Here is a 21882-nt window from a genome sequence, read left to right on the forward strand (position 1 = left end):
TGGTAATTCGGTAGTCATCAACCAGAGTGTGAAGTTGTTCGTTTGTGATACCGTTACGCGGGCACAAGTTCCTGTTTCCAACCGAAAACTGCGACACGGGTTTATTAGCAGCCATGGTAGCGATTTTGTCATGGACGACGCACCTGCTCGGAAAATAAGCCACGACGAATTCGATCCGTATGGGACACTCGCGTTGATTGTCCTGTACTTTATCATCCTTATTTTGATGTGGGCATTTACCTACTTCGTCGAGTTCGTCGGTAACGCTCCGACGCCGATGATCGTCCTGTGAGTTGGCACCCATGAAAATACACACCTACGAACGACTGTGGTTAATCGGCTCAATGGTGTTGATCGTCGGCTTCATCGTCACGATTACGTATGGGACCGTCGGGCTCGGGATTACCATGATCGGCGACGAAGAAGACGCGCTCTCACCGGACGATATCAACGACGACGAGCGCTTTGCAGAGCCTGGCGTCGAACAGGTAGGTGAAGACGAGTTCGAGGCACACGTCGTCGCTATGACGTTCATATTTCAACCGGATCCGATCGAAATACCGGCCAACAATGAGGTGACTTTTTATGTCACATCACGGGATGTCATCCATAGCTTCACTGTCGTCGGAACGAACACGAACACGATGGTCATCCCTGGCGAGGTGTCGACGATGACCGTTGAATTCGACGAACCCGGGGAATACGGCGTCGTCTGCAACGAGTACTGTGGCTCTGGACATCACGACATGGAAGGAGAGCTAATCGTCCACCCTGAAGACGAGTTTGCGCTGACCGAACTCGAAGTGGACGCACCGGATACCGTCGAGCCCGACGACGAGTTCGAACTCGCGGTAACGGTCGAGAACGGATTGCTCGAGGATCTCGACACCACGCTTGCGGCAGAGATCGGTGATGAAACGTTCGAAGAGGACGTCACGGTCGCGGGTGATGAGACCGAAACGGTGACGATCGACGTCGACGCCGAAGAGCTCGGCGAGGGAGAACACGACTGGTCGGTCACGGTTGACGACGAAACCGAGAGCGGTTCCGTGACGGTTGAAGAAGCGGATGACGGGGGTGACGAGTCGTGAGTGATCTCTTCGTCGACAGATATCCCGATCAGGCACGGGTCGTCCGTGCAGCGTTTACGACCGCGTATATTGCTCTAGGAATCGGTGCGCTGTTCGGTGCCTTGCAGGCGTTGCACCGGACCGATATTCTACGACTCGTCGAGTCGACGACGTACTATACCATTCTAACCGGACACGGCGTCTTTCTGGTCATCTCCTTCACAATCTTCTTTCTCGTAGGGCTTTACCAGTGGGCGGTGACGGACAGCCTGAATCGAGGCCCTGTCGACATGCGTCTCACCTGGACGTGGTACGGGTTGATGTCGATTGGGACGTTGTTGGCTGGGATCGCGATACTGGCAGGGTTTCTGGACGATCCACCATCTGTTCTCGGCTCCGAACTGAGCGCCGACGTTCTCTTTACGTTCTACGCACCGTTACAGGCGAACCCGATCTTTTACATTGGGCTCGTCCTGTTCGTCGTTGGAACGTGGCTCGCCGGCGCCGACTGGTTCCGAACCTGGTGGGCATGGAAGAAGGAAAACCCGGGCGAACGGATCCCGCTTCCAACGTTCATGGTGTTAACGACCATGATCATGTGGTACATCTCCTCGATCGGGGTGGCAGTCGCGATCCTCGCGTTTATCCTGCCGTGGTCGCTCGGCCTGATCGATAGTCTCAACCCCACGCTAACCCGGACGTTGTTCTGGTACTTCGGCCACCCAGTCGTCTACTTCTGGCTGTTGCCCGCATATATGCTGTGGTACATCGTCCTGCCAAAGCTCTCGGGCGGCCGGCTGTTCAGCGACCCACTGGCACGCGTCGTCTTCATCCTCTTCGTGTTGCTCTCAACGCCGGTCGGTATTCACCACCAGTACCTTGATCCGGGAATCTCTGAAGGATTCAAATACATAGTAATGACAAATACCATGTTCCTCCTGTTGCCGAGCCTGTTGACAGCCTTTACCGTCGTCGCAAGTATGGAACATGGGGCGCGCCAGCGCGGCGGTGAGGGCACGTTCAACTGGCTCCGAGCGCTCCCCTGGCGTGACCCTGCGTTCACGGGAATGGCCCTCGCCGGTCTCGTCTTTGCATTCGGCGGATTTACCGGAATCGTCAACGCCGGCATGAACATCAACTATCTCGTCCACAACTCGCTGTGGGTGCCCGGCCACATCCACACGCAGGTCGGGACTGCCGTCGCGTTAACGTTCATGGCCGGATCGTACTGGTTGATTCCACAACTGACCGGCAACCGTCTGGTTGGACGCCAGCTAGCACTGGTACAGGTCGTCCTCTGGTTCGTCGGAATCGTCTTCATGACGAACTCGATGTACCGGGGTGGGCTGATTGGAATCCCCCGGCGAACCGCGGAACCGCAATACTCGTTCGACTACGAGATTGCCGTCGGCTCGATTCCCGAACTCCGCGCCCAGCTTGCCATCGGCGGCATGTTACTGTTCATCTCTGCACTGCTCTTTCTGACGATTATCCTCCTGACTGCGTTCAACAACGACAGCATCCCCGTCGTCGACGGGACGATTCCGCCGGCACTGTCCGGTCCCGAGGACTCACCTCGTATTCTCGACGACCTTCGGGTATGGATCGCGATTGCACTGGTCCTCATCGTTATCGCCTACGCCTTCCCGCTCGCCAATATCGTGAGCCGCGGCGGGTTGTTCGGTCCTGACATCGGACCCTTCCCCGTCATCGTGGAAACCCTTACGTCTCTTCCGCCAGTCGCCGACGCATCCATGTACCTCGAGACCGTACTCGACGGTAAGTCCTAGATCCCCCGATGCGAACCTCCCCTGCCAAACTTTTGATCCTGATCGCGTTGATCTTCGTAATCGTCATCGAACTACGAACGGTACTCGCGTTCTTCGACATCGAGACGAGTATCCTCGAAGCAGCAGTCGTCAGCATCGTCGCGACACTCATCGTGATCGCCTGGGCGTTCACTCCGTCGAGTACCAACGCTGACCAGTGAACGGATCGGAACGGAGTCAGCAGTGAGAATGCCTGCGGATAGATTGATTACGTTCCGGCGTGAATACATGATGCATGCTCGAGGACGTATCACCACGTCACGCCGTTGCCGTCGGCTTGCTTGCGCTGATCCCGACTGTCGTGTACGGGTTCGGACGTCCGGGGACGGCCGGATTTGTGTCTGCGGTCAACGTCGTCATCATCTTCGGTGCACTGTACCTCGCGATGTCACCCATCGGCGACACGGATTCTGTCGACAACGGAATGCCGTCGTAACGACAGTATAACGCGAGTCACCAGCCACTACCCCGAACGGGCCGTACGGAAGAAAGTCACCAGCCACTACCCCGAACGGACCGTACGAAAGAATACGTCTTCGTCGGGCTCGCCCCGTTCCTCACCGACGGTGTACTGCAGTTTGAGGACGACCGACTCCTGGGTCTCCGCTGCAACGCGCTCGTAGAGCCGGTCAGCGAGGTCTGGTTGCGGACCAGGATCCAGCCCGCGAACTGTGACGACGACCCGATCGACCGACCGGATGGGATACTCGTCGTCGAGAACGACCTCGACCGACTCTGCTTCGAGTTCATCGTACTGGGGGTCTTCGAGTACCTCCGTCACCGCCTCGTCGGCCGTCGAGGTGAGTTGCGTCGTCTGGAACTCGAGTAGGGTGATCCCAACTAGCGGAGCGGTGAGAATGGCGAGTGCGAGTCCAAAGAGGACCGCGTAGGTAGCCGTTCGTTTTCGGGTGGGCGATACTTCGAACAGTCCTGGACCCGGTGTCTGGGGGCGGTATCCAGCGACCCAGAGTGTGACCAGCGCGGCGAGGTTGATCGAGAGGAGGTTGACGACGACGAGCACGAACGCCCCAAGCGCTGCACCGTACATTCCCCAGGCGGTCGTGATTCCAACGGCAGCCGCAGGCGGAATCAACGCCGCCGCGATCATCACACCGACGATTGCCTCCGAAAACCCGCGTGTAAGACTCAGAATGCCCGCGACACCAGCTCCGAGCGCTACCGCGAGCGACAGCACGTTTGGAGAGACCCGTTCTTCGAGTTCTGCGACGACGACGATGTCGACGCCGCTCGGCTCGAACCCGCCGAGTCGGGCGAGCGTCGCGATGGCGATCGAGGCGACGATGACGACGGCGACGCCGATCGTCTGATACCGGAATCCCCTCGACCGAAGCTCTGCGTCGTCGGTTACGATGCCGACGCTCGCGGCCAGTGCGGGGCCAAGCAGCGGTGCGATGACCATCGAACCGACGACGACTGCGGGTGAATCGGACAGCAAACCGGCCGTGGCGACGACCGCGCTGATGAGCAACATGACGAGGTAGATCGAGATCGCTGGCGTAAACGCATCGGCTTTGGTCCGCAATACCTGTCTCGACGTCCGCTCACCTCGCGTTCCACCACGACTGTACTGATCACGGAGTTCGTCGAACTCCTGGGAGACGACCGTCTGTGCGTCGATCACCACCACGCGGGCATCGTCGAGTCCAGCATCGGCCAGTCGATCGAGCACCGGTTCAACCGCTCGCGTGGGGAGCGGGAACCGCACGACTGCTGCGTCCTCGATCGTGCTAGCGGTCGCTTCGTCGGCGATGACGTACTCGATTCCCTCGTCGTCGAGGACGGCGAGAACGGCCCGTCGACGGTCCCTGGGGACAGTGATCTCGAGGTACCGCATCGCGGAGACGGTCAACGGGCGTACGGATAGTTCCCTCGGACCGACAGCAGCGACTACTGATCGACCGGACTATCGATCGACCGGACTATCGATCGACCGGTTTTCTCTGCGCGTCCGACTGAACCGTCGTTACGCACTCGAGTAGACTGGCACGTCGCTCGCGGTCGCGGTCGTGGCGAGCGACTGGCTACCGATTCCCCACTCCTCCTACGCAACTCCTGTGGATCCTGAGACGACCCCAAGAATTAGCAGGGAGACTGGTGTAGACGTACCGATGGCGACTGTCATCCTTCCGACGTTCGAGTGGACGCGATCGTGTGACCAACTGGGGCGGCAACTCGAGTCCGATGACGAACTGCTGGTCGTCTGTGATAGCGCGGACGATCCGGTGGCGAGCGCTGACTTGCCTGTGGGTGCCGAGTTGCTCGTCGCCGGCGAGCCGGAGGGCTGTTCTGGGAAGGCAAACGCCATCGCACTCGCGCTCGAGCACGCCTCACAGGACCGAATCGTGTTGACCGACGATGACGTCGAACGAGACGACGACTGGCTGGCAACGATCAAACGACTCGGAGAGGAACACGGGACGGTGACGGCGATTCCGGTCTTCTACAGCGAGGAGTACCCGTTCAAACTGCTGGAACCGCTTTGCATCGTCCTCGCCTCGCTCGTGGTCGATCAGACGGATTGGGTCACCTGGGGTGGCGGCGTTACGTTCGATCGGCGCGAGATTGACTGTGAAGGGTACATCGACGATCTTCGCCAGACGGTTTCGGACGACGCCCTGCTCGCCGAGTACACCGACGAGGTCGTTGCCTCGCACGAACTCGTCAATCCAGTACGTGTCCCGGGTGGACCGCGAGTCACCTACGAGCGGATCACACGGTTCGTGACGATTTTCTACCGGTTCACACCGCGGAAAACGCTCGCGATCCTCGGGCTTTTCCTGGCTGTCGCGGCGGCCGGGATTGTCGCGCCGCTGCTCGTTGCGTTCGGCGTCACGTACCTCGCACGCAACCGTTACCGCGCGTTTGGCGTCGATCGCCGGACGTGGCTGTTCGCCGTCCCGTCGCTCGTTCTCGCGCCCCTGTTCGGAATTGCTGGGATCGTCCGTCCGACGTTCGTCTGGGGTGGCCGACGGTACCGCTGGGACGATACGTTCGACGTTACCGTCCTCGACTGATCGATTGATCGACTGAGACGTACTGATCAAGACTGTCCGGTTGAGATTGCCCTACTGAGACGTACTGATTGAGACTGTCCGGCTGAGGGTGCCCGCTACTGACGTCGGATAGCTGGCTCACGACGACCGAAACCGCCGTGTGGCACAGTCCCGGGGCCATCGTTTAACTCCGTGCGAGTCGACAGTACTGCCATGCACTGCCTCGTCGCTATCGACGGCTCCGACGCCTCGAAGAACGCGCTCGTCCACGCAATCGACGTCGCAGACGCGATGGGCGGCTCGATCACAGCCGTTCACTCCGTCGATCCATCCGTCTTCGAGGAGGGTGGCACCGAACCGATCAGCGGCCTCGGGGACGCCGACAACCGGCTGGTGATCGAGCGCCTCGACGACGCCGAAGCGCGCGGACTGGACGTCCTCGAGAACGCCGAACGTGTCGCCGACGAACACGGAGCGGACGTCGAAATGGAACTGCTGTACGGCAACCCGGTGGAGGCGATCACGGACTACGCGGAGGAGTTCGACGCGCTGTTCGTCGGCCACCGGGGCCGCTCCGAGCGAACGGACCTGCTGATCGGCAGCGTTGCAAAGTCAATCGTCGAGCGGGCGACGGTTCCTGTGACGGTCGTCAGGTGAGAGCCGGCCGCCCTACACTGTTTGTGTCGGTGCCGGCAGCCCTGGTTCCTCCGGCAGGCTTCAACTCACTCCTCGAGGAGCCAGCCAAAGCGCTTCTCCCAGAACTCCTCACCCGGCGGTTTCTTGCTCTGGCCGTAGGTCTTCTCGTCACGGATCTGGCGCTCTAGGATCTCCCGTGCCTCGTTTAGCGCGTGTTTGGCACCGTAGCCCTCTCCGGACGCGATAAACAGTCCACTGTCGGTGTAGAGGCGAACGCGGGCGAGCAGCAGTGAGCGGCCACGGCGCGTTTCGTCGTGTTCCTGCAAGTGAACCTTCGCGTCGAGGACGTTCATCCCATGGTCCCGGTCGTCGAACTTCTCGATCATCGCAACGATATCGTCGTAGGAGAGGTCGTCGATCAGGCTGGCACCGTACAGTTGAACCCCGCGGTTGCCGCCGGCTTCCCAGGTGAGTGAATCGAGGACGTCGGTCTTCGTCACGATGCCGTGGGGCGAGCCGTCGTCGGTCACGACGAGCGACGAGGCGTTGACCTCGAACATCTCCTCGACGACAGTCTCGAGCGTTTCGGACGGCGACACGGTTCGAACCGGCGTCGCCATCACGTCCTGGACGGGGAAGTCGAGCATACGCTCGCGTTCGCCCTCCCGTGCGCCGAAGCCGCCGCGACGAGCGCGGGCCGTACTCGAGGAGATTTCGCCGCCGAACGGATCCACGCCACCGGCGTCCCCACCCTGGCTTCGGACCTCGGCACGGACCGTCAGATCGGTGACGTCGTAGAGGCTCAGGATGCCGACTGCCGACCCGTTGTCGACAACCGGCAGGTGCGTGATGTGGTTCTCCCGGAACGTGTTCAATGCCTCGCCAAGCCGGGCGTTTGGTGACAGCGTGCGCAGGTCGGTCGAGGCTGCTTCACTGACCGTTGCCGCGTCGAGGTACGGTTGTACCGCCTCGAGGATACCGTCGACCGTGACGACACCGCGAAATTCGTCGTCCTCGAAGACCGGCAGCAGCTGGGAGCCGCTGTCGTTCATCAACTGTGCGACCTTTCGGACGTCCTCGTCGGGAGTCAGCCGGGGAACATGCCAGACCAGCGAGCCGAGCTTTTCGTTCGGCTGGCGGTGCGACGTGGCCAGTTGTCTACGGGTGATGACACCTTCGAACTCGCTTTCGTCGCCGCGAACGACGACGCCGCTGACGTCTGAATCCGCGAACGTTCCGACGAGCTTCGAGACGGTAGTATCCGGGGCGAACTCGATGTAGTCTTTCGAAACGATGGTTTCGATATTCATGATGAGTGGAAATGGATTGGTCGTCGGGCAGTACGTCCGTGGTATCGGTTGTGCGTGAGAGTACGGTGGACGATACCAAATAGGCGGTGGGCATTCCCACTCATCTGCAGTGTGCACTACTGGAGTGAAGTACCCCGCGCACGGTGGCGCGGGGCATCCGTGTTTAGTCCTGCACTGCTGATGCAACGGTCTTTAATTCCTCTCGCGCTTCCATCTCTGGTTGCGCCGACGTTCCGTGTTGGTGAACACCCGAAGCGAAAATTGCTCCGTGAGAGCCGGGGCCTCCACCAGCCCCCGATGCCGCCCGTCTCACCGTCCACACGCGTGGAAGGGTTTCGAGAGACGGCACATTTCCAGACTGCTCGTCAAACCATTCCTGCACAACGCATACCGCCGCTTTCCTATCCGCATGGTCTTGGAACTCACACCGTTTGCACTTGAACCGCTTCTTGTGGCGGTTCGCTCGTTCTGTGTGCTGGCACTCTGTTCTCGGACATCGCTGGCTCGTGTACTCCGGGTCAACCACATCGCTGGGAATCCCTTCCCACGCAGCCTTGTACGACACCATGTTTTGGAGTGCAGCAAACGGGAGTGAGTGCAGCCGTCGATTCATTCGCGTTCCATAATCGATGGAGTCTCGCATGTCTTTGAGGTCTTCAAAGACGATTACCGGGTCCTCGAATTGCGAGACCCAGTCAACTACTTGCCGCGATACTTTGTGCAGGCAATCGTGAACGTAGTCTCGTTCCTCCGTCTGCACGGAGGATGCAAACGCGGTCTGGTTGGCTTTCTGCATCCGCTTGCGCTTGGTGAAAAACTCGTGTCGCTGTTCTTTCACCGACGGATACTCAAACACAACCGACTGTTTCACCCCACCGTTCCGACTCATTGCAGCAAGGGCAATACAGTCCTCGTTCACATCCACACCAACAATTGTGTCCGCGTCGTTCTTGCTGGCGACGCGATGAGTCTCGTGGGTGACTGTTACGTGGAGTCGCCACTCACCGTGTTTGTGAACGACTTCAGCGGTTCCAACCCGCCACTCTTCGTCGTTGAATGCGATTTGGAGTCTGTCGAAGTGGTCGGGGTTGCCACGAAGTTCACCTTTGACGTGCGTGCCTCTTGTGGCGGTGATACGGAACCGAACCGTCCCGTCGTCTTCGGGGAACAGGCGATAGCCTTCGCTGTGGTTCATCACCATCGGGTACGACTCGTCGATGTATGGGTAAGGTCGACCCCACCCGTCATCTTTGTTGTCGTGATAGGTTTTGATTTCACCGAGTGCCTTGTCAACGATGAGTTGGGTGGTGTTGTTGACGTGATCAGCGTTGGCGACAACAGTTGATTTGATCTCGTCCCAATCCCAACCAGCTCGGTCGAGTCGATTGGCTTCGTTGCGGATGCGGCGGGCCTCAATACAGCCGGTTTGCAGGTCGTCCCCACTCCCCGTATGGATGTCTAGTCCGAACGATAAGGTTTGGGTGAGTTTGGACGACTGCACTGTATTCTGGTATAATTTGACACTTATTAAAAGTTCGTGTTGTGACGCGCTTCACCCACGGGCACGGTGGCCCGTGGTACTCGCGCTGCTATTCTTTATAGACACCGTGGGATGCAAACGACAGGCACCGTGGAATACAAAAGACGCTCGACGGCCGGTCTCCGTCTCAACGGTGACGCGACGCGTCCGTTTTGGGATCGAACTCGAGTGCCTGTTCGTGAATCGACGGGCCGTCCTCGTCGGCAGGGTGCCAGTTGTTGCCATCGCTGTCCAGTAACTGTGTTTCCGCACAGTGGAGACATCGGAGCGGGTAGACCGATGTCTCACTCGTGACGACGACCTCGTGGTTCCAGGGGTGGTGCCAGTTGTGTCCGTACAGGCGACATTGCCAGGTGCCGCTCACGTATCCGAGTACCATAGCGAAGGGTAGACGCCCAGAGATGGTAAGTCGCTCGCTGTCTCGTGAGCTACCCTACCGTCTCTTAGCCTACCGTCTCTTAGCCTACCGTCTCTTAGCCTACCCTCTCTTACCCTATCCTCCCTGGCTACTATCTGTAAACAGCGAGAGAATGCTGCCGTTCACGGCGGGCGAGGATATCACAGTGGGTGACTCGTTGCGGGGACGGGCCACTGATCACACTCACGGTTCCGCGTCCGACAGCCATCACTCGGTACTCGCTGACCGCTCGATTCGACATCGATCGTCGTACGCGACCGTCTCGAGGGACTCGATCTCGGGACCGTTCGGCCCGCAGAGCGGACAGTCCGGGTCGCGTTTGAGTGGCGTCCGGAGGAAGGTTGCGTCCGTCCCGTCGTAGCGAAGCAGGTGGCCCTCGAGCGGCTCGCCAATCCCGAGCAGCAGCTTGAGGACTTCGGTGGCCTGCAGGCAGCCGATCGTACCTGGGGCAGTCGGGAAGACCCCCATCGGCTCGTCCGAGGGGATTCCCTCCTCGCCAGGCGGTTCGGGAAGCAAACACCGGTAACAGGGCCCATCGGGCCGAAAGACAGTCGTCTGCCCCTCGAAGCCGTAGACCGCCCCGTGGACGAACGGGATGCCAGCGAGGACGGCTGCATCGTTGACGACAAATCGGCCGACGAAGTTGTCCAGCGCGTCGACGACGACATCGTGCCCCTCGAGCAACGCTTCGGCGCTCGAGGGTTCTATCCGCGTCTCGTGCGTCTCGATGTCGATCGCCGGGTTGAGCGCGTCGACGAATCGCGCCGCGCTGTCGACCTTGGGGTCGCCGATGTCGTCGACGGTGTGGACGACCTGCCGCTGAAGATTTGAGCGTTTGACTCGCCCGTCGTCGACGATACCGATCGTTCCGACGCCGGCGGCCGCGAGGTACTGAATGATCGAGGAGCCCAGTCCACCCACACCGACGACGAGGACGCAACTCGAGAGCAACGTCCGCTGGTCAGCCGGGTCGATGCCCTCGATCAAGAGTTGACGTGAGTAGCGGTCCCGTTGCCGGGGCTCGAGCGTGGAGTCACCGTCCATACGGCTCGTCCGACGCGAACGATCAAATAACGGCGGTTCGAGGGGACTCCGGGCGAGCGTGGTGGAGTCGTGTCGCCACCCACGGCTGCGACGACTGAACCGATTGCAACGACTGTACCGATTGCAACAAAGCAAAGACTGTGGTCACCATACGCCACGACATGAACGAGTACAACGATATCCTCATTGCAACGGACGGCAGTGACGTCGCCACGGACGCAGCAACCGCCGGAATCGCACTCGCTGAAACGCTCTCGGCGTCCGTCCACGCCCTGTCGGTCGTCGAAGAGGGCCGGGGAAGCGACGACCGGCGGAAACGACGAGAAGCGTACGCGAAGGAGGTTGCGACGCGGGCCAGCGAGGCAGGCCTGGAGTCCGCCGCAGTCGTCCGGGCAGGTCGTCCGGCGAGCACAGTCCTCGAGCACGCCGACGAGGTCGACGCCGACCTGATCGTGGTCGGCACGCACGGTCGGACGGGGCTACGACAGGCGCTGCTGGGCAGCGTCGCACTCGAGGTGATCCGGGACGCCCGGCGGCCAGTGCTCACGGTCGGCGCGGGGGCGGAAGGACCAGTCCACCTCGCCGATGGTGACGTCGACGACGTGTGTCTGGCCACCGACGGCTTGACGGGATCGGCTGCAGCGACTGAACACGCGCTCGCACTGGCCGACGCCTGCGACGCAACACTGCACGTGCTGTACGCCGTCGAACCCGACGGGGACCCAGAAAACGAAGCACTCCGCTCGGCGTTCGAGAAACACGGCGAGAAGACGACGGCTGGTGTCACCGAGCGGGCCGACGAACGCGGCGTCGACACTGTCGAGGCCGTCGAACAGGGTGCGCCGACTGACATCGTTCTCGAGTACACCGAGCACAACGATGTCGATCTGCTCGTAATGGGGACCGAGAGCAAATCCAACATCGAACGGCTCGTTGTCGGCAGCGTCTCCCAGCGGGTGGTGCCGAACGCGAGTGTGCCGGTACTGACCGTTCGGACGCTCGAAGACTCCTAACGCGGTCGGCGACTTTTACACTGCTCCTAACGCGGCCGTCAACATCGAGACAGCTCCTAACACGGCCGCCGACGCGTCGGAGTTCGAGTGGATCGGCTCCGTCGAAGTCCGAATGGACGAGGGGTGACTGGCTCGCGAGCGTCGAATCATGTTCCGTCACTCGTCGCCGGTGGCGTCCACCGAGAGCCGCCGACCGATCGCATCGGCACCGATGAGCGCGTCGCGGACGTCCGCCGGCGACACCGGGAACGGTTCGTTGTGGATCGTCTCGTCCTCCGCGCAGGCCGCCTCCGCCACGACCTCGAGAGCGTCCGGTTCAGGGTCCTCGAGACCGATCTCGGCGAGCGTGGTCGGCAGGCCGACCGACGCCGCGAAATCGGCCACGTCCTCGACGAACGCGTCGTCCCGCCCCTCGAGGACGAGTTGGGCGAGCGTGCCGACGGTAACCTTCTCCCCGTGGGTCGCGCCGTGAGTGTCCTCGAGTTGCGTTAGTCCGTTGTGGATCGCGTGGGCGGCGGCCAGTCCGCCGCTCTCGAACCCGAGACCGCTGAGAAGCGTGTTCGCCTCGACGACCGCTTCGGTGCTGTCCGTGACTGCATCGCGTTCGACGGCGTCGACCGCCGATCGGCCGTGTTCGCGTAGCGTCGTGTAGGCGAGTCTGGCGATCTGCTGGGCCGTTCGCGTCGATCGCGCGCCGAAGATCGTCGTCGCACCAGAGCGGTGGGCCGCGTCGGCCTCGAACCAGGTCGCAAGCGCGTCGCCGATGCCACCACGAAACAACCGCGTCGGCGCTTTGGCGACGATCTCGGTGTCGACGAGTACGAGCTCGGGATGGCGCTCGTAGACGTGGAACTCGACGAACTCGCCGGCTTCGGTGTAGATGACCGCGACCGAACTCGTCGGCGCGTCAGTCGAGGCGATCGTCGGGAGCGAAACGAGCGCACCGCCGGTGTGCTCGCGTGCGGCTCTCGCGGTATCGATCGCTTTCCCGCCGCCAGCACCGACGAGAACGTCAGCGCCGAACTCCTCGTGGACGTCGGCGACGCGTTCGATTTCGCTCTCCGAGCACTCGCCGTTGAACTCCTCGAGCGTGACGTCGAACCCCGCGGACTCGAGTCCGTCCCGGACTCGGTCGCCGACGAGGTCGAGGACCAGATCGTCCCCGAGGACGACAGCGCTGTTCCCGAGGTCTTCGGCGTGGTCGCCGAGGTCGGCGATGGCGTTTCGTCCCTGTACGTATCCCGCTGGAGATCTGAATACCTGTGTCTGTGTCTGTGTCTGTGTCTGTGTCTGTGTCATGCGTACTCCTCGAGACTGGTGTCTCGAAGCTGTCCCCCCTACGACGGTACAGACCAAATAAGCAAGTGCTGATTCCCCTGGGTCAGAACCGAGTGGTCATCCCCCTGCAAAACCCCGTCAGCGACGCCCCCACCGATTACGAGTAGATTCTGCGGGCTCGGCCAGCACGGAGAGACGCCGCTCGCAAATCGACAACTCGAGTTCGGTCGCCGAGAGGGGTTCGCCGTCGAGACTGAAGTTGACCGGCGCGCCATCGTCCGCCCGGGTCGCAATCGACAGCGACGACGCCTCGAACCTGGTGACCGGTCCCGGGATCGTCCCAGGGTCGGCATCGAGCGCGCCCGATACGTCGTTCTCCTCGAGCGACTCGTCGTCGCCTCCCGTTTCGAGAACGACGACCTCGAGAGTGCCATCCGACATGGGGGATCGGGGCCGTCTGCTGACCGTCGGCAGTCGGAAGGCGTTCCCGACGAGGACGAGCAACGCGTTTCCCCGCCACGTCGACGGCGTCCCGTCGTCATCGGTGTCGCCACCGGAAGCACCAGCGCAGGCGGTTTCGCCATCAGTGACCCGTATCTCGAGGGGGACCCCGTCGTACTCGGGGAGCAAGCGAAGCGTCGTGAGTACGTACGCGAACGATCCAAACTGGCGTTTCCACTCGTCGGGCGTCGTCGCGTTGGCCTCTGCGGAGAGGCCGGCTAGACAGGTGTTGATGAAGGGCTGGCCGTCGGCGATTCCGACGTCGATCCGACGACTGGTACCGGCGTCGATCGCATCGAACCCCGCGTCTGCGTCCGGAATGCCGAGGGTTCTGGCGAAGACGTTAGCGGTTCCCGTCGGGACGATGGCGACGTCGACGCGATCGAGCGCGTCGGCCTCACGGAGGCCATGGATGACTTCGTTGACCGTACCGTCGCCGCCTGCGACAGCGATCACTGAGATACTGCTGTTACCGTTGCCGTTGCCGTCACCGTCACAGTCACCGCCACTGTCACCGTTGCCGTTACCGTGGAGGGCCGCCTCGCGAGCAAATCTGCGTGCGTCACCCGGGCCCCTCGTCTCGCGAACCTCGAAACCTCGCTTCGCTCCCCGCGCTCGAACGTCGGGAGCGTGGTCTCCAGACCCGCTTGCAGGATTGCAAATGAGCAGTCGGTCGGTGTCGGGTTCAGTCTCTTGGTCCGAGTCGGATGCGGACTCGGACACGAACCGTCGTTCGTTCATACCCGTCGTTGTAGTCGATGCGTCATATTCGCGGCGGTCGAACGGTCGGGTTAGTCCTACCCTGGTCGGGCGATAGTAAAGAGACAGAACGATTACTGGAACATTCCCGTCTGGACCTGCTGTTGCTGCTGGCCCTGGTCCTCCGCCATCTGCTGGTACTGCTGGGCGATCTGTTGCATCTGTTGTTGGATCTCTTCGGCCTGCTCGTCGAGCGCCGTTGTGTCGATGTCGAAGTCGACGAGGGGTTCGAGTGCGGTCTCGGTCACCGACTTGGCGGCCTTCGGATCCGGGAGGTACGGGTGGGCGCGAACGATCAACAGGGCAGCCGGAACGTCGGCCTGGTAACATTCGCGAACGAGCGAGCCAGTGATGCCGCCGACCAGCCCGTGTTCGTCCGGAACCGTAATACCGGCATCACGGAGATCATCCCTGATGTCGTCGGTCGTCGCAACGCCAGTGACCTCGCCGATCTCCTCCTCAGACTGGGCCGGCGCGCCCGCGAGAAAGATCGCCCGGCCGAAGTCGTCGGACAGTTCCTCGAGCACGCACTTCGAGAGCGGTTCGAACGCCGGTTCGGGAAGTGCGAGGTCACTCTCGAGAGTCATCACGGCCGGATCCGACCCAGCGTACACCCGAACCAGGTCCTGGACGAGGCCGTCCTCGAAGGTCACAACGGGCGGGAACTCGTCCGACGCGACATTCCCGTAGTGTTCGAGGCCGAGCTGTTCTGTGATCTGGTCGACGGCGATCGACGCGACGAGACCATGTCCCGGAAGCCCCTCGATCAGCGTCGGGGATTTGGCCCGGACGTCCGCGACCTGCTCGAACGACGCGGCTGTCGTCTGTTCAGTCATACGTGGGGGTGGCTACAGCGTCGGTGACTATGATAGTATGGCTGGTCCTGAAGAGTCCGCTCGTTGATTGACGGGTCGCGTCGCTCACCGGCCGACGTGGGAGCGGACTGTACCTACTTGTGGGCGAACGTGGTAGGAGGCCCCGATGTACAACACAATTCTCGTACCGACCGACGGGAGTCCGGTAGCGGAAGATGTCGGAACGTACGCAATCGGACTCGCAGAGCGATTCGACGCGGCGATACACGTCGTCTCCGTCCTCGAGGGAGGGCTCGTCGCCAGCGGTGACGAAGACGAGGGTGAACGAGCGGTTGAGGAACTGGCCGATCGCGCACGGGATCGCGGCCTCGACGTGACGACCGAACTCCGCGAGCAGGCGGATGCGGTTCACGAAGAGATCCTCGCAGCGGCCGACGAACGCGACGCGGACCTGATCGCGATGGGGACGACCGGCCGCAGCGGAGTCGGCAGATTCCTGCTTGGCAGCGTCGCCGAACAGACGCTACGGGAGTCGTCAGTCCCGGTCGCGACCGTCCACGAAGAGACGGCACTCGAAGGCGCGTTCGAGCGCGTCCTGGTTCCGACTGACGGAAGCCACAGCTCGGAGGCCGCCCTCGAGCACGCCATCGATCTCGCGGCCGAAACCGGCGCGCGGCTGCACATCGTCCACGTGAGCGACGAGGAGGCCGTCGAAGAGATGGAGACGTTCGACGTTGCGGATACTACTGCGGCTAGTGACGACGACGAGATCGGTCTCGAACCGGTCGACGACGCGCTCGAGTACCTGCGCGGGACGCAACTGGACGTCGTCGACATATCGATTCCGAGCGGGCGAGTCGACCAGCAAATCCTCGCGACTGCCGCAACGTCCGATGCCGACTGCATCGTGATGGGAACGCACGGCGAGACTGGACTGCGGCGCTACCTCCTCGGAAGTACGACCGAACGCGTCGTCCGTTTCACCGGCGTGCCGGTGATCGGCATCAGCGCGACGCGCGCCGAAGCCGTGACCGTCGAGTATCTCGATTACCAGGTCGTCGACGAACGGGGCTGGTCACTCGAGGACGAGGACCTCCTCGAGCGGGCCGCGGAAGGCGACCTCGACGACGAGGCTCACGGCACGTTCGAGGTGGGACGCGACGAGTACGTCCTCGACGCCGCCGAGGCGGCCGGCCACAGTTGGCCGTTTCACTGTCGGGCCGGCGGCTGTGTGAACTGTACTGCCGTGTTGCTCGAGGGGGAACTCGAGATGGACGTCCAGCGAAGTCTTTCGGAGGAGGAAGTCGAAGAAAAGGGGTTCCGGTTGACTTGTGTAGCCACGCCAGCAAGCGATTCGATCGAACTCGTCTATGGGGCGAAGCATCTCGACGAGCTTCGTGATCGCGTCGTATAGGAGTCCTACCGGGAATAGCTTTATTTGAGCGATCGGTGTTCATCTGGTCACAATCGAGTGACACGACGATACCATGACGGCAGACACCAACAACGAGCTCACCCATCATCTGGGCGTAGCGATCGGAAGCATCGTCGTCGCAGTCCTGCTGTGGGTCGTCGGATACGGGGAGCAGCGGGTCGTCGGCGCCATTCCCTTCTTCATCCTGTTTTTCGTGATGGTTATCGGCCCACTGGTTCGCATCCGGCCGTCGATCAGGCGTCGGTTCTCCGGGAACTTCCCCGTGAACTGGCGGTCGGAACTGGGGATCTGGTTCGCCATCTGGTCGGTCGTCCACGTCCTGTTCGTCTTCTGGGCACGGGACTGGGACGTCGTCGGCTATCTCGTCGACATGAGTCCGTGGGCGTTCGGGGCCATGGTTGCCGTCCTCATCGCGATCGTGCTGGCGTTTACCTCCAACAACTGGGCCTACGACTATCTCGGTGCAAAAGCGTGGAAGTGGCACCAGAGCCACGGGACGTACGTCATCTTCTGGCTCGTGGCCGTCCACGGCTACGATCGAGCGTATCTCCGTCCGTACGAAGAGATGGGCTTTCCCTCGGACGACCCGCTCCACCTGATTTACCTCGCAATGATCGTCCTGGTGGTCATCCTCCACGTGGTCGCGTTCGCGGCTGTCGTCTCCGAGTATCGGAAGAGTGGCGAGTATCCACCCGATCTCTAGAACAGCCGTCTCGAGTCGACCTCGACGCCCCGCTCGAGCAACCCGATCGTGTAGATGCTCCCCTCGCTCGCGTGTCGCGACAGTGCCGCGCTGACGAGACAAGCGATCGCGAGCGGCGGGACGATCCAGACGTCGCCGGTCAACTCGTAGACGACGACGATCGCCGTCAGTGGCGCCTGTGACGCCCCGGCGAAGACTGCACCCATACCGACGGCAGCGTACGTCGTCGGATCGGCGACGGGCACGGGGACCACCTCGTCCAGTAACGTACCGTAGACGGTGCCGGTCATCGCGCCGACGTAGAGTGCGGGAGCGAAGATGCCGCCGGAACCGCCGCTCCCGAGCGTGAGGCTCGTCGCGACAATCTTCGCGACTCCGAACGCGAGGACGGCCTCGAGGGCGAACCCGCCGACGAGCGCGTCCTGGATCACCGGGTAGCCGACGCCGTAGACCTGCGGAATCGAGAGCGCGAGAACGCCGAGACAGAGTCCTCCCAGCGCCGGCTTCAGGTCGGTAGGAACGGGGAGCCGCTCGAACCCGTGCTCGACGGCGTAGAGAGAGTTGGCGAAGGCGAGCGCCACGGCCGCGCACACGACGCCGAGGCCGACGTACGCGGCGCCCTCCCAGGGGCTCTCCACGGCGATCCCCGGAACCGAGAAGATCGGATCCGGGAGCCCAACGACGACGTTCGCCGTCGCGGTCCCGACCACAGCGGCGATCGCGATCGGTGGGACGTTCTCCCTCGTGACGCGCCCGAGCAAGACTTCCCAGGCGAAGATCATCCCGCCGATCGGGGCGTTGAACGTCCCGCCCAGCCCCGCTCCGGCCCCCGCTGCTAGTAACACCGACGTCTGGGGGTCAGGCAGGTCGATGCGGTTGCCGACGGCTGCACCGACCGTGCCGCCGATCTGGACGATCGGTCCCTCGCGACCGGTCGCGCCGCCGGACCCGATACAGACTGCCGACGCGACTGCCTTCGCCGGAACGATGCGCAGGGGGAGCCGTCCGCGCTTCCGGTCGATCGCCTCGATCACCTCCGGTACCCCCTCGCCCCTCACCAGGCCACCGCCGCTGTAGCTGGCTATCAGCCCGACGAACGCGCCGCCGATGGCGGGTGCGAGGACGCGATAGTACCACGGGAGGTCGACGGCTCGCTCGAGCAGCGCCGCCTGCGACGTCGCCCCGGAGAAAAACAGCGCGGTGAACCCGATCAGCAGGTACTGGAAGGCGACGGCGCCGAGCCCGCCGGCGATCCCGACGACGATGCCGAGGACGAACAGTCGGCCACGAAACGACGTCTCGGTCCCCTCGACGAGGCGGAGGCCGACGGAGGAGAGGACGTCGGAGAGGATACGGATCGGGGACATACTGACGCGGCGACGCACTGGGATCTGCGGCCGCGGAACCCGTTACACCGACTGCGGGAATGAAACCCGAACCTACACTCGCCGTCGAATGACGTTCGCCCGAGTCGATCGGTTTCGGACGCCGTCGGATCAGTCGACGTGACTTTGCCCTCGTGTCAACACATGTTCACTGTCCAGTCGGTGGAACCTGCCGTATGTCCAGCGAAACGTACGGTGTCGAGATAGACGAGGACGTAGCGACGTTCTTCGAGGCGGGGAAATCGGGTGTCGCTCTCGACCTCCGTCGTGTGTATCGGTTCGCGACGGCTGACTATCAGGTGGGTATCCCGACCGGTCAGTACCGTTCGAAGTACCGATCCTGGACCTTCACGAAGACGGCCATCAGCAGTGCGAAGACGACCGCGGCGACGCCGATCTGGACCCAGTGAACGAACGCGAGCGGTTCGACGTCGAACAGGAACTGTCCGGTCGGCGTGTAGAGGACGAGCAACTGGAGCGTGACGGCGACGGCCACCGCGATCACGAGCCAGCGATTCGTGAAGAGGCCGAGTCCGTACCGGTAGCGGATCGCCTGAATACGGACGATCTCGAAGACGACGAATCCGGTGAACACCATGGTCTGTGCGAGTTCCCTGCCCGGTTCGTAGCCGGGGCTCCACCCGAAGAGCGCCCCCATCACGTCGTAGCCCGGGATCAGCTCGCCGAAAAAGTTGAGGGTGAACAGCGGGAGCAGGCAAACCGTCATGAAGATGGCGATGCCGACGATCGACGTGACGATCCGATTCGTGATGACGCCCTCGTCCGGCGGTCTCGGATCTCTGTCCATGATGTCTTTTGCGGGCGGATCGACGCCCATCGAGAGGGCCGGAATGCCGTCGGTAACGACGTTGATGAACAGGATCTGGATCGGCGTAATGACGAGCCCGAATCCCAACATCGAGCCGGTAAAGACCATCGTGACCTCGCCGCCGTTGCCCGACAGCAGGTAGTTGACGAACTTTCGGACGTTGTCGAAGATACGCCGGCCGCCCTTGACCGCATCCCGAATGGTCGCAAAGTTGTCGTCTAACAGGACGATATCGGAGGCCTGTTCGGTGACATCGGTCCCACGGATCCCCATTGCGACGCCGACGTCAGCGTTTTTCACGGCCGGTGCGTCGTTGACCCCGTCGCCAGTCATCGCAACCGTGTGTCCCATTGCCTGCAGCGTCTGCAAGATTCGGGTCTTGTGGTCCGGCGACGTTCGCGCGAAGATGTCGACATCCTCGACAACGTCTGCGAGTTCGTCATCGGACATCTCCTCGAGTTCGGGTCCCGTGATCACCGTCGTCGAGCGGAGACCGACATCCTCGCCGACCGCTCGCGCCGTCACTGCGTTGTCGCCGGTTATCATCACCACGTTGATCCCGGCGTCGAGACTGGCTGCTAGCGCGTCGGTGACTTCAGGTCGAGGCGGATCGAGCATCCCCTGCAGTCCCAGAAAGACCATGTTTCGCTCGAGGTCCTCACCCGGTTCGTCGACCTGATCGTCTGGCACGTCGGGGCGGTAGGCAAAGCCCATCACGCGCAGTGCGTCCTCCGCGAAGTCTTCGTTCTGCGCCTCGATCGCTTCGCGACGTTCGTCCGTAAGGTCGACGAGTTCGCCGTCGACGAGTTCTCGATCGCAACGCTCGAGGACGGTCTCGGGTGCGCCCTTCATGTAGGCGACGGGGTCGCCGTCGGGCGTCTCGTGGACAGTGGTCATCCGTTTGCGCGCGGATGTGAACTCGATCTCACTGAGACGGGGGTACGCTGCGGTGAGCTCCTCGTGGTCGAAGTCGGCCTTCTGGGCGGCGACGAACAGCGCGATTTCGGTGGGATCACCGAGGTAGGTCCGTTCCTGCTCACCCGATTCGGTGGCTTCAGCCTCGTCTTCGTCGCGTTCTCGGGTTCCCACGTCGACGTTGTTACACAGCATGCCACAGCGCAGCACGTCGGCGACCCGCTCCTCGCCAACCGACTCGTCGTCCTGCAGGAACTCCCCGTCGGTATCGTAGCCGGTCCCGGTCACCTCGTAGACCTCGCGATTGGCGCTGATCCGCTGGACGGTCATTTCCTCCTCCGTGAGTGTTCCCGTCTTGTCTGTACAGATGACGTCGACCGAGCCGAGCGCCTCGACGATCGGTAGCCGCCGTACGAGGGCGTTCTGATCGGCCATCCGGCGAGCGCCGAGTGCGAGTGAGAGCGTAACGACTGCGGGCAACCCCTCTGGAACCGCGGAGACGGCGATACCGACCGCCGTCAGGAACACCTGCAGCGGCGCTGTTTCCCCCACGACGAGTTCGGCGATTGCGATCACCGCGACCGCGAAGATGACGACGCCGGCGATGATCTTCCCCAGGCGGTCCATCTCGGCCTGGAACGGCGTCTCCCGATCTTCGGCTTCTCCGAGAGCCGTCGCGATCTGGCCGATCTCGGACTCCGGACCGGTCTCGACGACGACCGCCATTCCGGAACCGCGCTCGACGACGGTATCCTTGAACAGCATGTTCTCACGCTCGGCGAGCGCGACATCCTCCTCGACCGTTCCGACCTCCTTGGAGACGCCGACGCTCTCCCCAGTCAGAGCCGCCTCGTCGACGCTGAGGTTCGACTCTTCGATGAGCCGTGCGTCGGCAGGGACGGCGTCGCCCGACTCGACGAAGAGTACATCTCCGGGGACGACGTTGGTGGTGTCAATCTCCCGTTTCTCCCCGTCGCGTCTGACCAGCGCGTACGTCGTCGACATCTCCTTTAGCGCCTGGATACTCTGTTCGGCCCGATAGTCCTGGACGAAGCCGAACAGCGTGATGAAAACCACGATTCCCGCGATGACGGCCGCGTCGATCGTGTGTCCGACGCCTGCCATCACGAGGGCGGCGACGATCAGCACCCAGATCAGCGCCGACGAGTACTGTTCGATGAGAATTCGTAACGGCGACGTTCCCGCTTCGGCCTCAACCTCGTTCGGCCCGTAGCGCTCGAGTCGCTCACGGGCTTGCGAAGATACCAGTCCTCCCTCGGATGTCTCTCGCTCCGCGTAGACATCCTCGAGTGGCTTCGAGTGCCAGTCGCTGCCAGCGCCGGGTTCGATTCGCTCGTCGTATTCTGACCGTGACATGGATCTGTTGT

At 62.2% G+C, this 21882-nt stretch carries 20 protein-coding genes; 10 read left to right on the plus strand and 10 right to left on the minus strand.

The annotated features are described in order from the left end of the window. Nucleotides 1–130: 130 nt before the first annotated feature. The 5 genes from NMAG_RS18325 to NMAG_RS18345 all read left to right on the plus strand — a co-directional run bounded on the left by NMAG_RS18325 (nucleotide 131) and on the right by NMAG_RS18345 (nucleotide 3335). Nucleotides 131–292 (plus strand): hypothetical protein, encoded by a 162-nt coding sequence (locus tag NMAG_RS18325; protein ID WP_004214291.1) that lies wholly within the window; start codon nucleotides 131–133, stop codon nucleotides 290–292. A gap of 10 nt (nucleotides 293–302) precedes the next feature. Then, nucleotides 303–1091, plus strand: coding sequence for a cytochrome c oxidase subunit II (locus tag NMAG_RS18330; RefSeq protein WP_012996905.1), 789 nt, complete (start codon nucleotides 303–305; stop codon nucleotides 1089–1091). After that, nucleotides 1088–2860, plus strand: a complete 1773-nt coding sequence (locus tag NMAG_RS18335) for a b(o/a)3-type cytochrome-c oxidase subunit 1 (protein ID WP_004214294.1) — start codon at nucleotides 1088–1090, stop codon at nucleotides 2858–2860. The genes NMAG_RS18330 and NMAG_RS18335 overlap by 4 nt, the downstream gene beginning before the upstream one ends. Before the next feature lie 8 nt (nucleotides 2861–2868). Beyond that, nucleotides 2869–3060: a hypothetical protein gene (locus tag NMAG_RS18340; RefSeq protein ID WP_004214295.1), complete on the plus strand. Its 192-nt coding sequence runs from the start codon at nucleotides 2869–2871 to the stop codon at nucleotides 3058–3060. Between the two features lie 74 nt (nucleotides 3061–3134). After that, nucleotides 3135–3335: a hypothetical protein gene (locus NMAG_RS18345; protein WP_004214296.1), complete on the plus strand. Its 201-nt coding sequence runs from the start codon at nucleotides 3135–3137 to the stop codon at nucleotides 3333–3335. A 66-nt stretch (nucleotides 3336–3401) separates the two neighbouring features. Here the strand turns inward: NMAG_RS18345 and NMAG_RS18350 are convergent, their stop codons facing one another. Beyond that, entirely contained in the window at nucleotides 3402–4754 is a 1353-nt protein-coding gene (locus tag NMAG_RS18350; protein ID WP_004214298.1) for a TIGR00341 family protein, read from the minus strand. Between the two features lie 274 nt (nucleotides 4755–5028). On the opposite strand from NMAG_RS18350, the gene NMAG_RS18355 reads away from it, so the two are divergent. Then, the gene (locus NMAG_RS18355; RefSeq protein ID WP_004214300.1) at nucleotides 5029–5934 is read left to right on the plus strand and encodes a glycosyltransferase; all 906 of its coding nucleotides are present in this window, start codon (nucleotides 5029–5031) and stop codon (nucleotides 5932–5934) included. Between the two features lie 192 nt (nucleotides 5935–6126). Continuing rightward, nucleotides 6127–6570, plus strand: a complete 444-nt coding sequence (locus NMAG_RS18360; protein WP_004214301.1) for a universal stress protein — start codon at nucleotides 6127–6129, stop codon at nucleotides 6568–6570. A 65-nt stretch (nucleotides 6571–6635) separates the two neighbouring features. On the opposite strand, the gene NMAG_RS18365 is transcribed toward NMAG_RS18360, so the two are convergent. The 4 genes from NMAG_RS18365 to NMAG_RS18380 form a co-directional block, all read right to left on the minus strand. Continuing rightward, nucleotides 6636–7859, minus strand: a complete 1224-nt coding sequence (locus tag NMAG_RS18365) for a CBS domain-containing protein (RefSeq protein WP_004214303.1) — start codon at nucleotides 7857–7859, stop codon at nucleotides 6636–6638. 163 nt (nucleotides 7860–8022) lie between these two features. Then, nucleotides 8023–9360: an RNA-guided endonuclease TnpB family protein gene (locus NMAG_RS18370; RefSeq protein WP_012996906.1), complete on the minus strand. Its 1338-nt coding sequence runs from the start codon at nucleotides 9358–9360 to the stop codon at nucleotides 8023–8025. Nucleotides 9361–9526: 166 nt separating this feature from the next. Continuing rightward, nucleotides 9527–9778: a hypothetical protein gene (locus NMAG_RS18375; RefSeq protein ID WP_004214304.1), complete on the minus strand. Its 252-nt coding sequence runs from the start codon at nucleotides 9776–9778 to the stop codon at nucleotides 9527–9529. A gap of 246 nt (nucleotides 9779–10024) precedes the next feature. Beyond that, nucleotides 10025–10861, minus strand: a complete 837-nt coding sequence (locus NMAG_RS18380) for a HesA/MoeB/ThiF family protein (protein WP_004214306.1) — start codon at nucleotides 10859–10861, stop codon at nucleotides 10025–10027. Between the two features lie 161 nt (nucleotides 10862–11022). Here NMAG_RS18380 and NMAG_RS18385 point away from each other — a divergent pair, with 161 nt between their 5' ends. Beyond that, nucleotides 11023–11874, plus strand: a complete 852-nt coding sequence (locus NMAG_RS18385) for a universal stress protein (protein WP_004214307.1) — start codon at nucleotides 11023–11025, stop codon at nucleotides 11872–11874. A gap of 156 nt (nucleotides 11875–12030) precedes the next feature. On the opposite strand, the gene NMAG_RS18390 is transcribed toward NMAG_RS18385, so the two are convergent. From NMAG_RS18390 to NMAG_RS18400, 3 genes are all read right to left on the minus strand, one after another. Next, nucleotides 12031–13173 (minus strand): glycerol dehydrogenase, encoded by a 1143-nt coding sequence (locus tag NMAG_RS18390; RefSeq protein WP_004214309.1) that lies wholly within the window; start codon nucleotides 13171–13173, stop codon nucleotides 12031–12033. 117 nt (nucleotides 13174–13290) lie between these two features. Beyond that, a complete protein-coding gene (locus tag NMAG_RS18395) occupies nucleotides 13291–14394 on the minus strand; it encodes a diacylglycerol/lipid kinase family protein (protein ID WP_004214310.1) in 1104 nt (367 codons plus the stop codon). A 92-nt stretch (nucleotides 14395–14486) separates the two neighbouring features. Next, the gene (locus NMAG_RS18400; protein WP_004214311.1) at nucleotides 14487–15248 is read right to left on the minus strand and encodes a proteasome assembly chaperone family protein; all 762 of its coding nucleotides are present in this window, start codon (nucleotides 15246–15248) and stop codon (nucleotides 14487–14489) included. Nucleotides 15249–15393: 145 nt separating this feature from the next. Between NMAG_RS18400 and fer the strand changes: the two genes are divergently transcribed. Both fer and NMAG_RS18410 read left to right on the plus strand, forming a co-directional pair. Then, nucleotides 15394–16641 (plus strand): ferredoxin Fer, encoded by a 1248-nt coding sequence (gene fer / locus NMAG_RS22510; RefSeq protein WP_004214312.1) that lies wholly within the window; start codon nucleotides 15394–15396, stop codon nucleotides 16639–16641. 73 nt (nucleotides 16642–16714) lie between these two features. Beyond that, on the plus strand, nucleotides 16715–17365 hold the full coding sequence (locus NMAG_RS18410; RefSeq protein WP_012996907.1) for a cytochrome b family protein: 651 nt from the start codon (nucleotides 16715–16717) through the stop codon (nucleotides 17363–17365). On the opposite strand, the gene NMAG_RS18415 is transcribed toward NMAG_RS18410, so the two are convergent. Together NMAG_RS18415 and NMAG_RS18420 are read right to left on the minus strand one after the other, a co-directional pair. After that, complete coding sequence (locus NMAG_RS18415; RefSeq protein WP_012996908.1) at nucleotides 17362–18732, minus strand: chloride channel protein; 1371 nt, start codon at nucleotides 18730–18732, stop codon at nucleotides 17362–17364. The genes NMAG_RS18410 and NMAG_RS18415 overlap by 4 nt on opposite strands. Before the next feature lie 334 nt (nucleotides 18733–19066). Continuing rightward, nucleotides 19067–21871, minus strand: a complete 2805-nt coding sequence (locus tag NMAG_RS18420; protein ID WP_004214317.1) for a cation-translocating P-type ATPase — start codon at nucleotides 21869–21871, stop codon at nucleotides 19067–19069. Nucleotides 21872–21882: the final 11 nt, after the last annotated feature.

The organism is Natrialba magadii ATCC 43099 (assembly GCF_000025625.1).
GTDB classification, from domain to species: domain Archaea; phylum Halobacteriota; class Halobacteria; order Halobacteriales; family Natrialbaceae; genus Natrialba; species Natrialba magadii.

Excerpts from the sequence above, each read along its gene's own strand:
- NMAG_RS18325 (WP_004214291.1), top strand. The coding sequence starts at position 131 with ATGGACGACGCACCTGCTCGGAAAATAAGCCACGACGAATTCGATCCG.
- NMAG_RS18330 (WP_012996905.1), top strand. The coding sequence starts at position 303 with ATGAAAATACACACCTACGAACGACTGTGGTTAATCGGCTCAATGGTG.
- NMAG_RS18340 (WP_004214295.1), top strand. The coding sequence starts at position 2,869 with ATGCGAACCTCCCCTGCCAAACTTTTGATCCTGATCGCGTTGATCTTC.
- NMAG_RS18345 (WP_004214296.1), top strand. The coding sequence starts at position 3,135 with ATGCTCGAGGACGTATCACCACGTCACGCCGTTGCCGTCGGCTTGCTT.
- NMAG_RS18350 (WP_004214298.1), bottom strand. The coding sequence starts at position 4,754 with ATGCGGTACCTCGAGATCACTGTCCCCAGGGACCGTCGACGGGCCGTT.
- NMAG_RS18355 (WP_004214300.1), top strand. The coding sequence starts at position 5,029 with ATGGCGACTGTCATCCTTCCGACGTTCGAGTGGACGCGATCGTGTGAC.
- NMAG_RS18360 (WP_004214301.1), top strand. The coding sequence starts at position 6,127 with ATGCACTGCCTCGTCGCTATCGACGGCTCCGACGCCTCGAAGAACGCG.
- NMAG_RS18365 (WP_004214303.1), bottom strand. The coding sequence starts at position 7,859 with ATGAATATCGAAACCATCGTTTCGAAAGACTACATCGAGTTCGCCCCG.
- NMAG_RS18375 (WP_004214304.1), bottom strand. The coding sequence starts at position 9,778 with ATGGTACTCGGATACGTGAGCGGCACCTGGCAATGTCGCCTGTACGGA.
- NMAG_RS18380 (WP_004214306.1), bottom strand. The coding sequence starts at position 10,861 with ATGGACGGTGACTCCACGCTCGAGCCCCGGCAACGGGACCGCTACTCA.
- NMAG_RS18385 (WP_004214307.1), top strand. The coding sequence starts at position 11,023 with ATGAACGAGTACAACGATATCCTCATTGCAACGGACGGCAGTGACGTC.
- NMAG_RS18390 (WP_004214309.1), bottom strand. The coding sequence starts at position 13,173 with ATGACACAGACACAGACACAGACACAGACACAGACACAGGTATTCAGA.
- NMAG_RS18395 (WP_004214310.1), bottom strand. The coding sequence starts at position 14,394 with ATGAACGAACGACGGTTCGTGTCCGAGTCCGCATCCGACTCGGACCAA.
- NMAG_RS18400 (WP_004214311.1), bottom strand. The coding sequence starts at position 15,248 with ATGACTGAACAGACGACAGCCGCGTCGTTCGAGCAGGTCGCGGACGTC.
- fer (WP_004214312.1), top strand. The coding sequence starts at position 15,394 with ATGTACAACACAATTCTCGTACCGACCGACGGGAGTCCGGTAGCGGAA.
- NMAG_RS18410 (WP_012996907.1), top strand. The coding sequence starts at position 16,715 with ATGACGGCAGACACCAACAACGAGCTCACCCATCATCTGGGCGTAGCG.
- NMAG_RS18415 (WP_012996908.1), bottom strand. The coding sequence starts at position 18,732 with ATGTCCCCGATCCGTATCCTCTCCGACGTCCTCTCCTCCGTCGGCCTC.
- NMAG_RS18420 (WP_004214317.1), bottom strand. The coding sequence starts at position 21,871 with ATGTCACGGTCAGAATACGACGAGCGAATCGAACCCGGCGCTGGCAGC.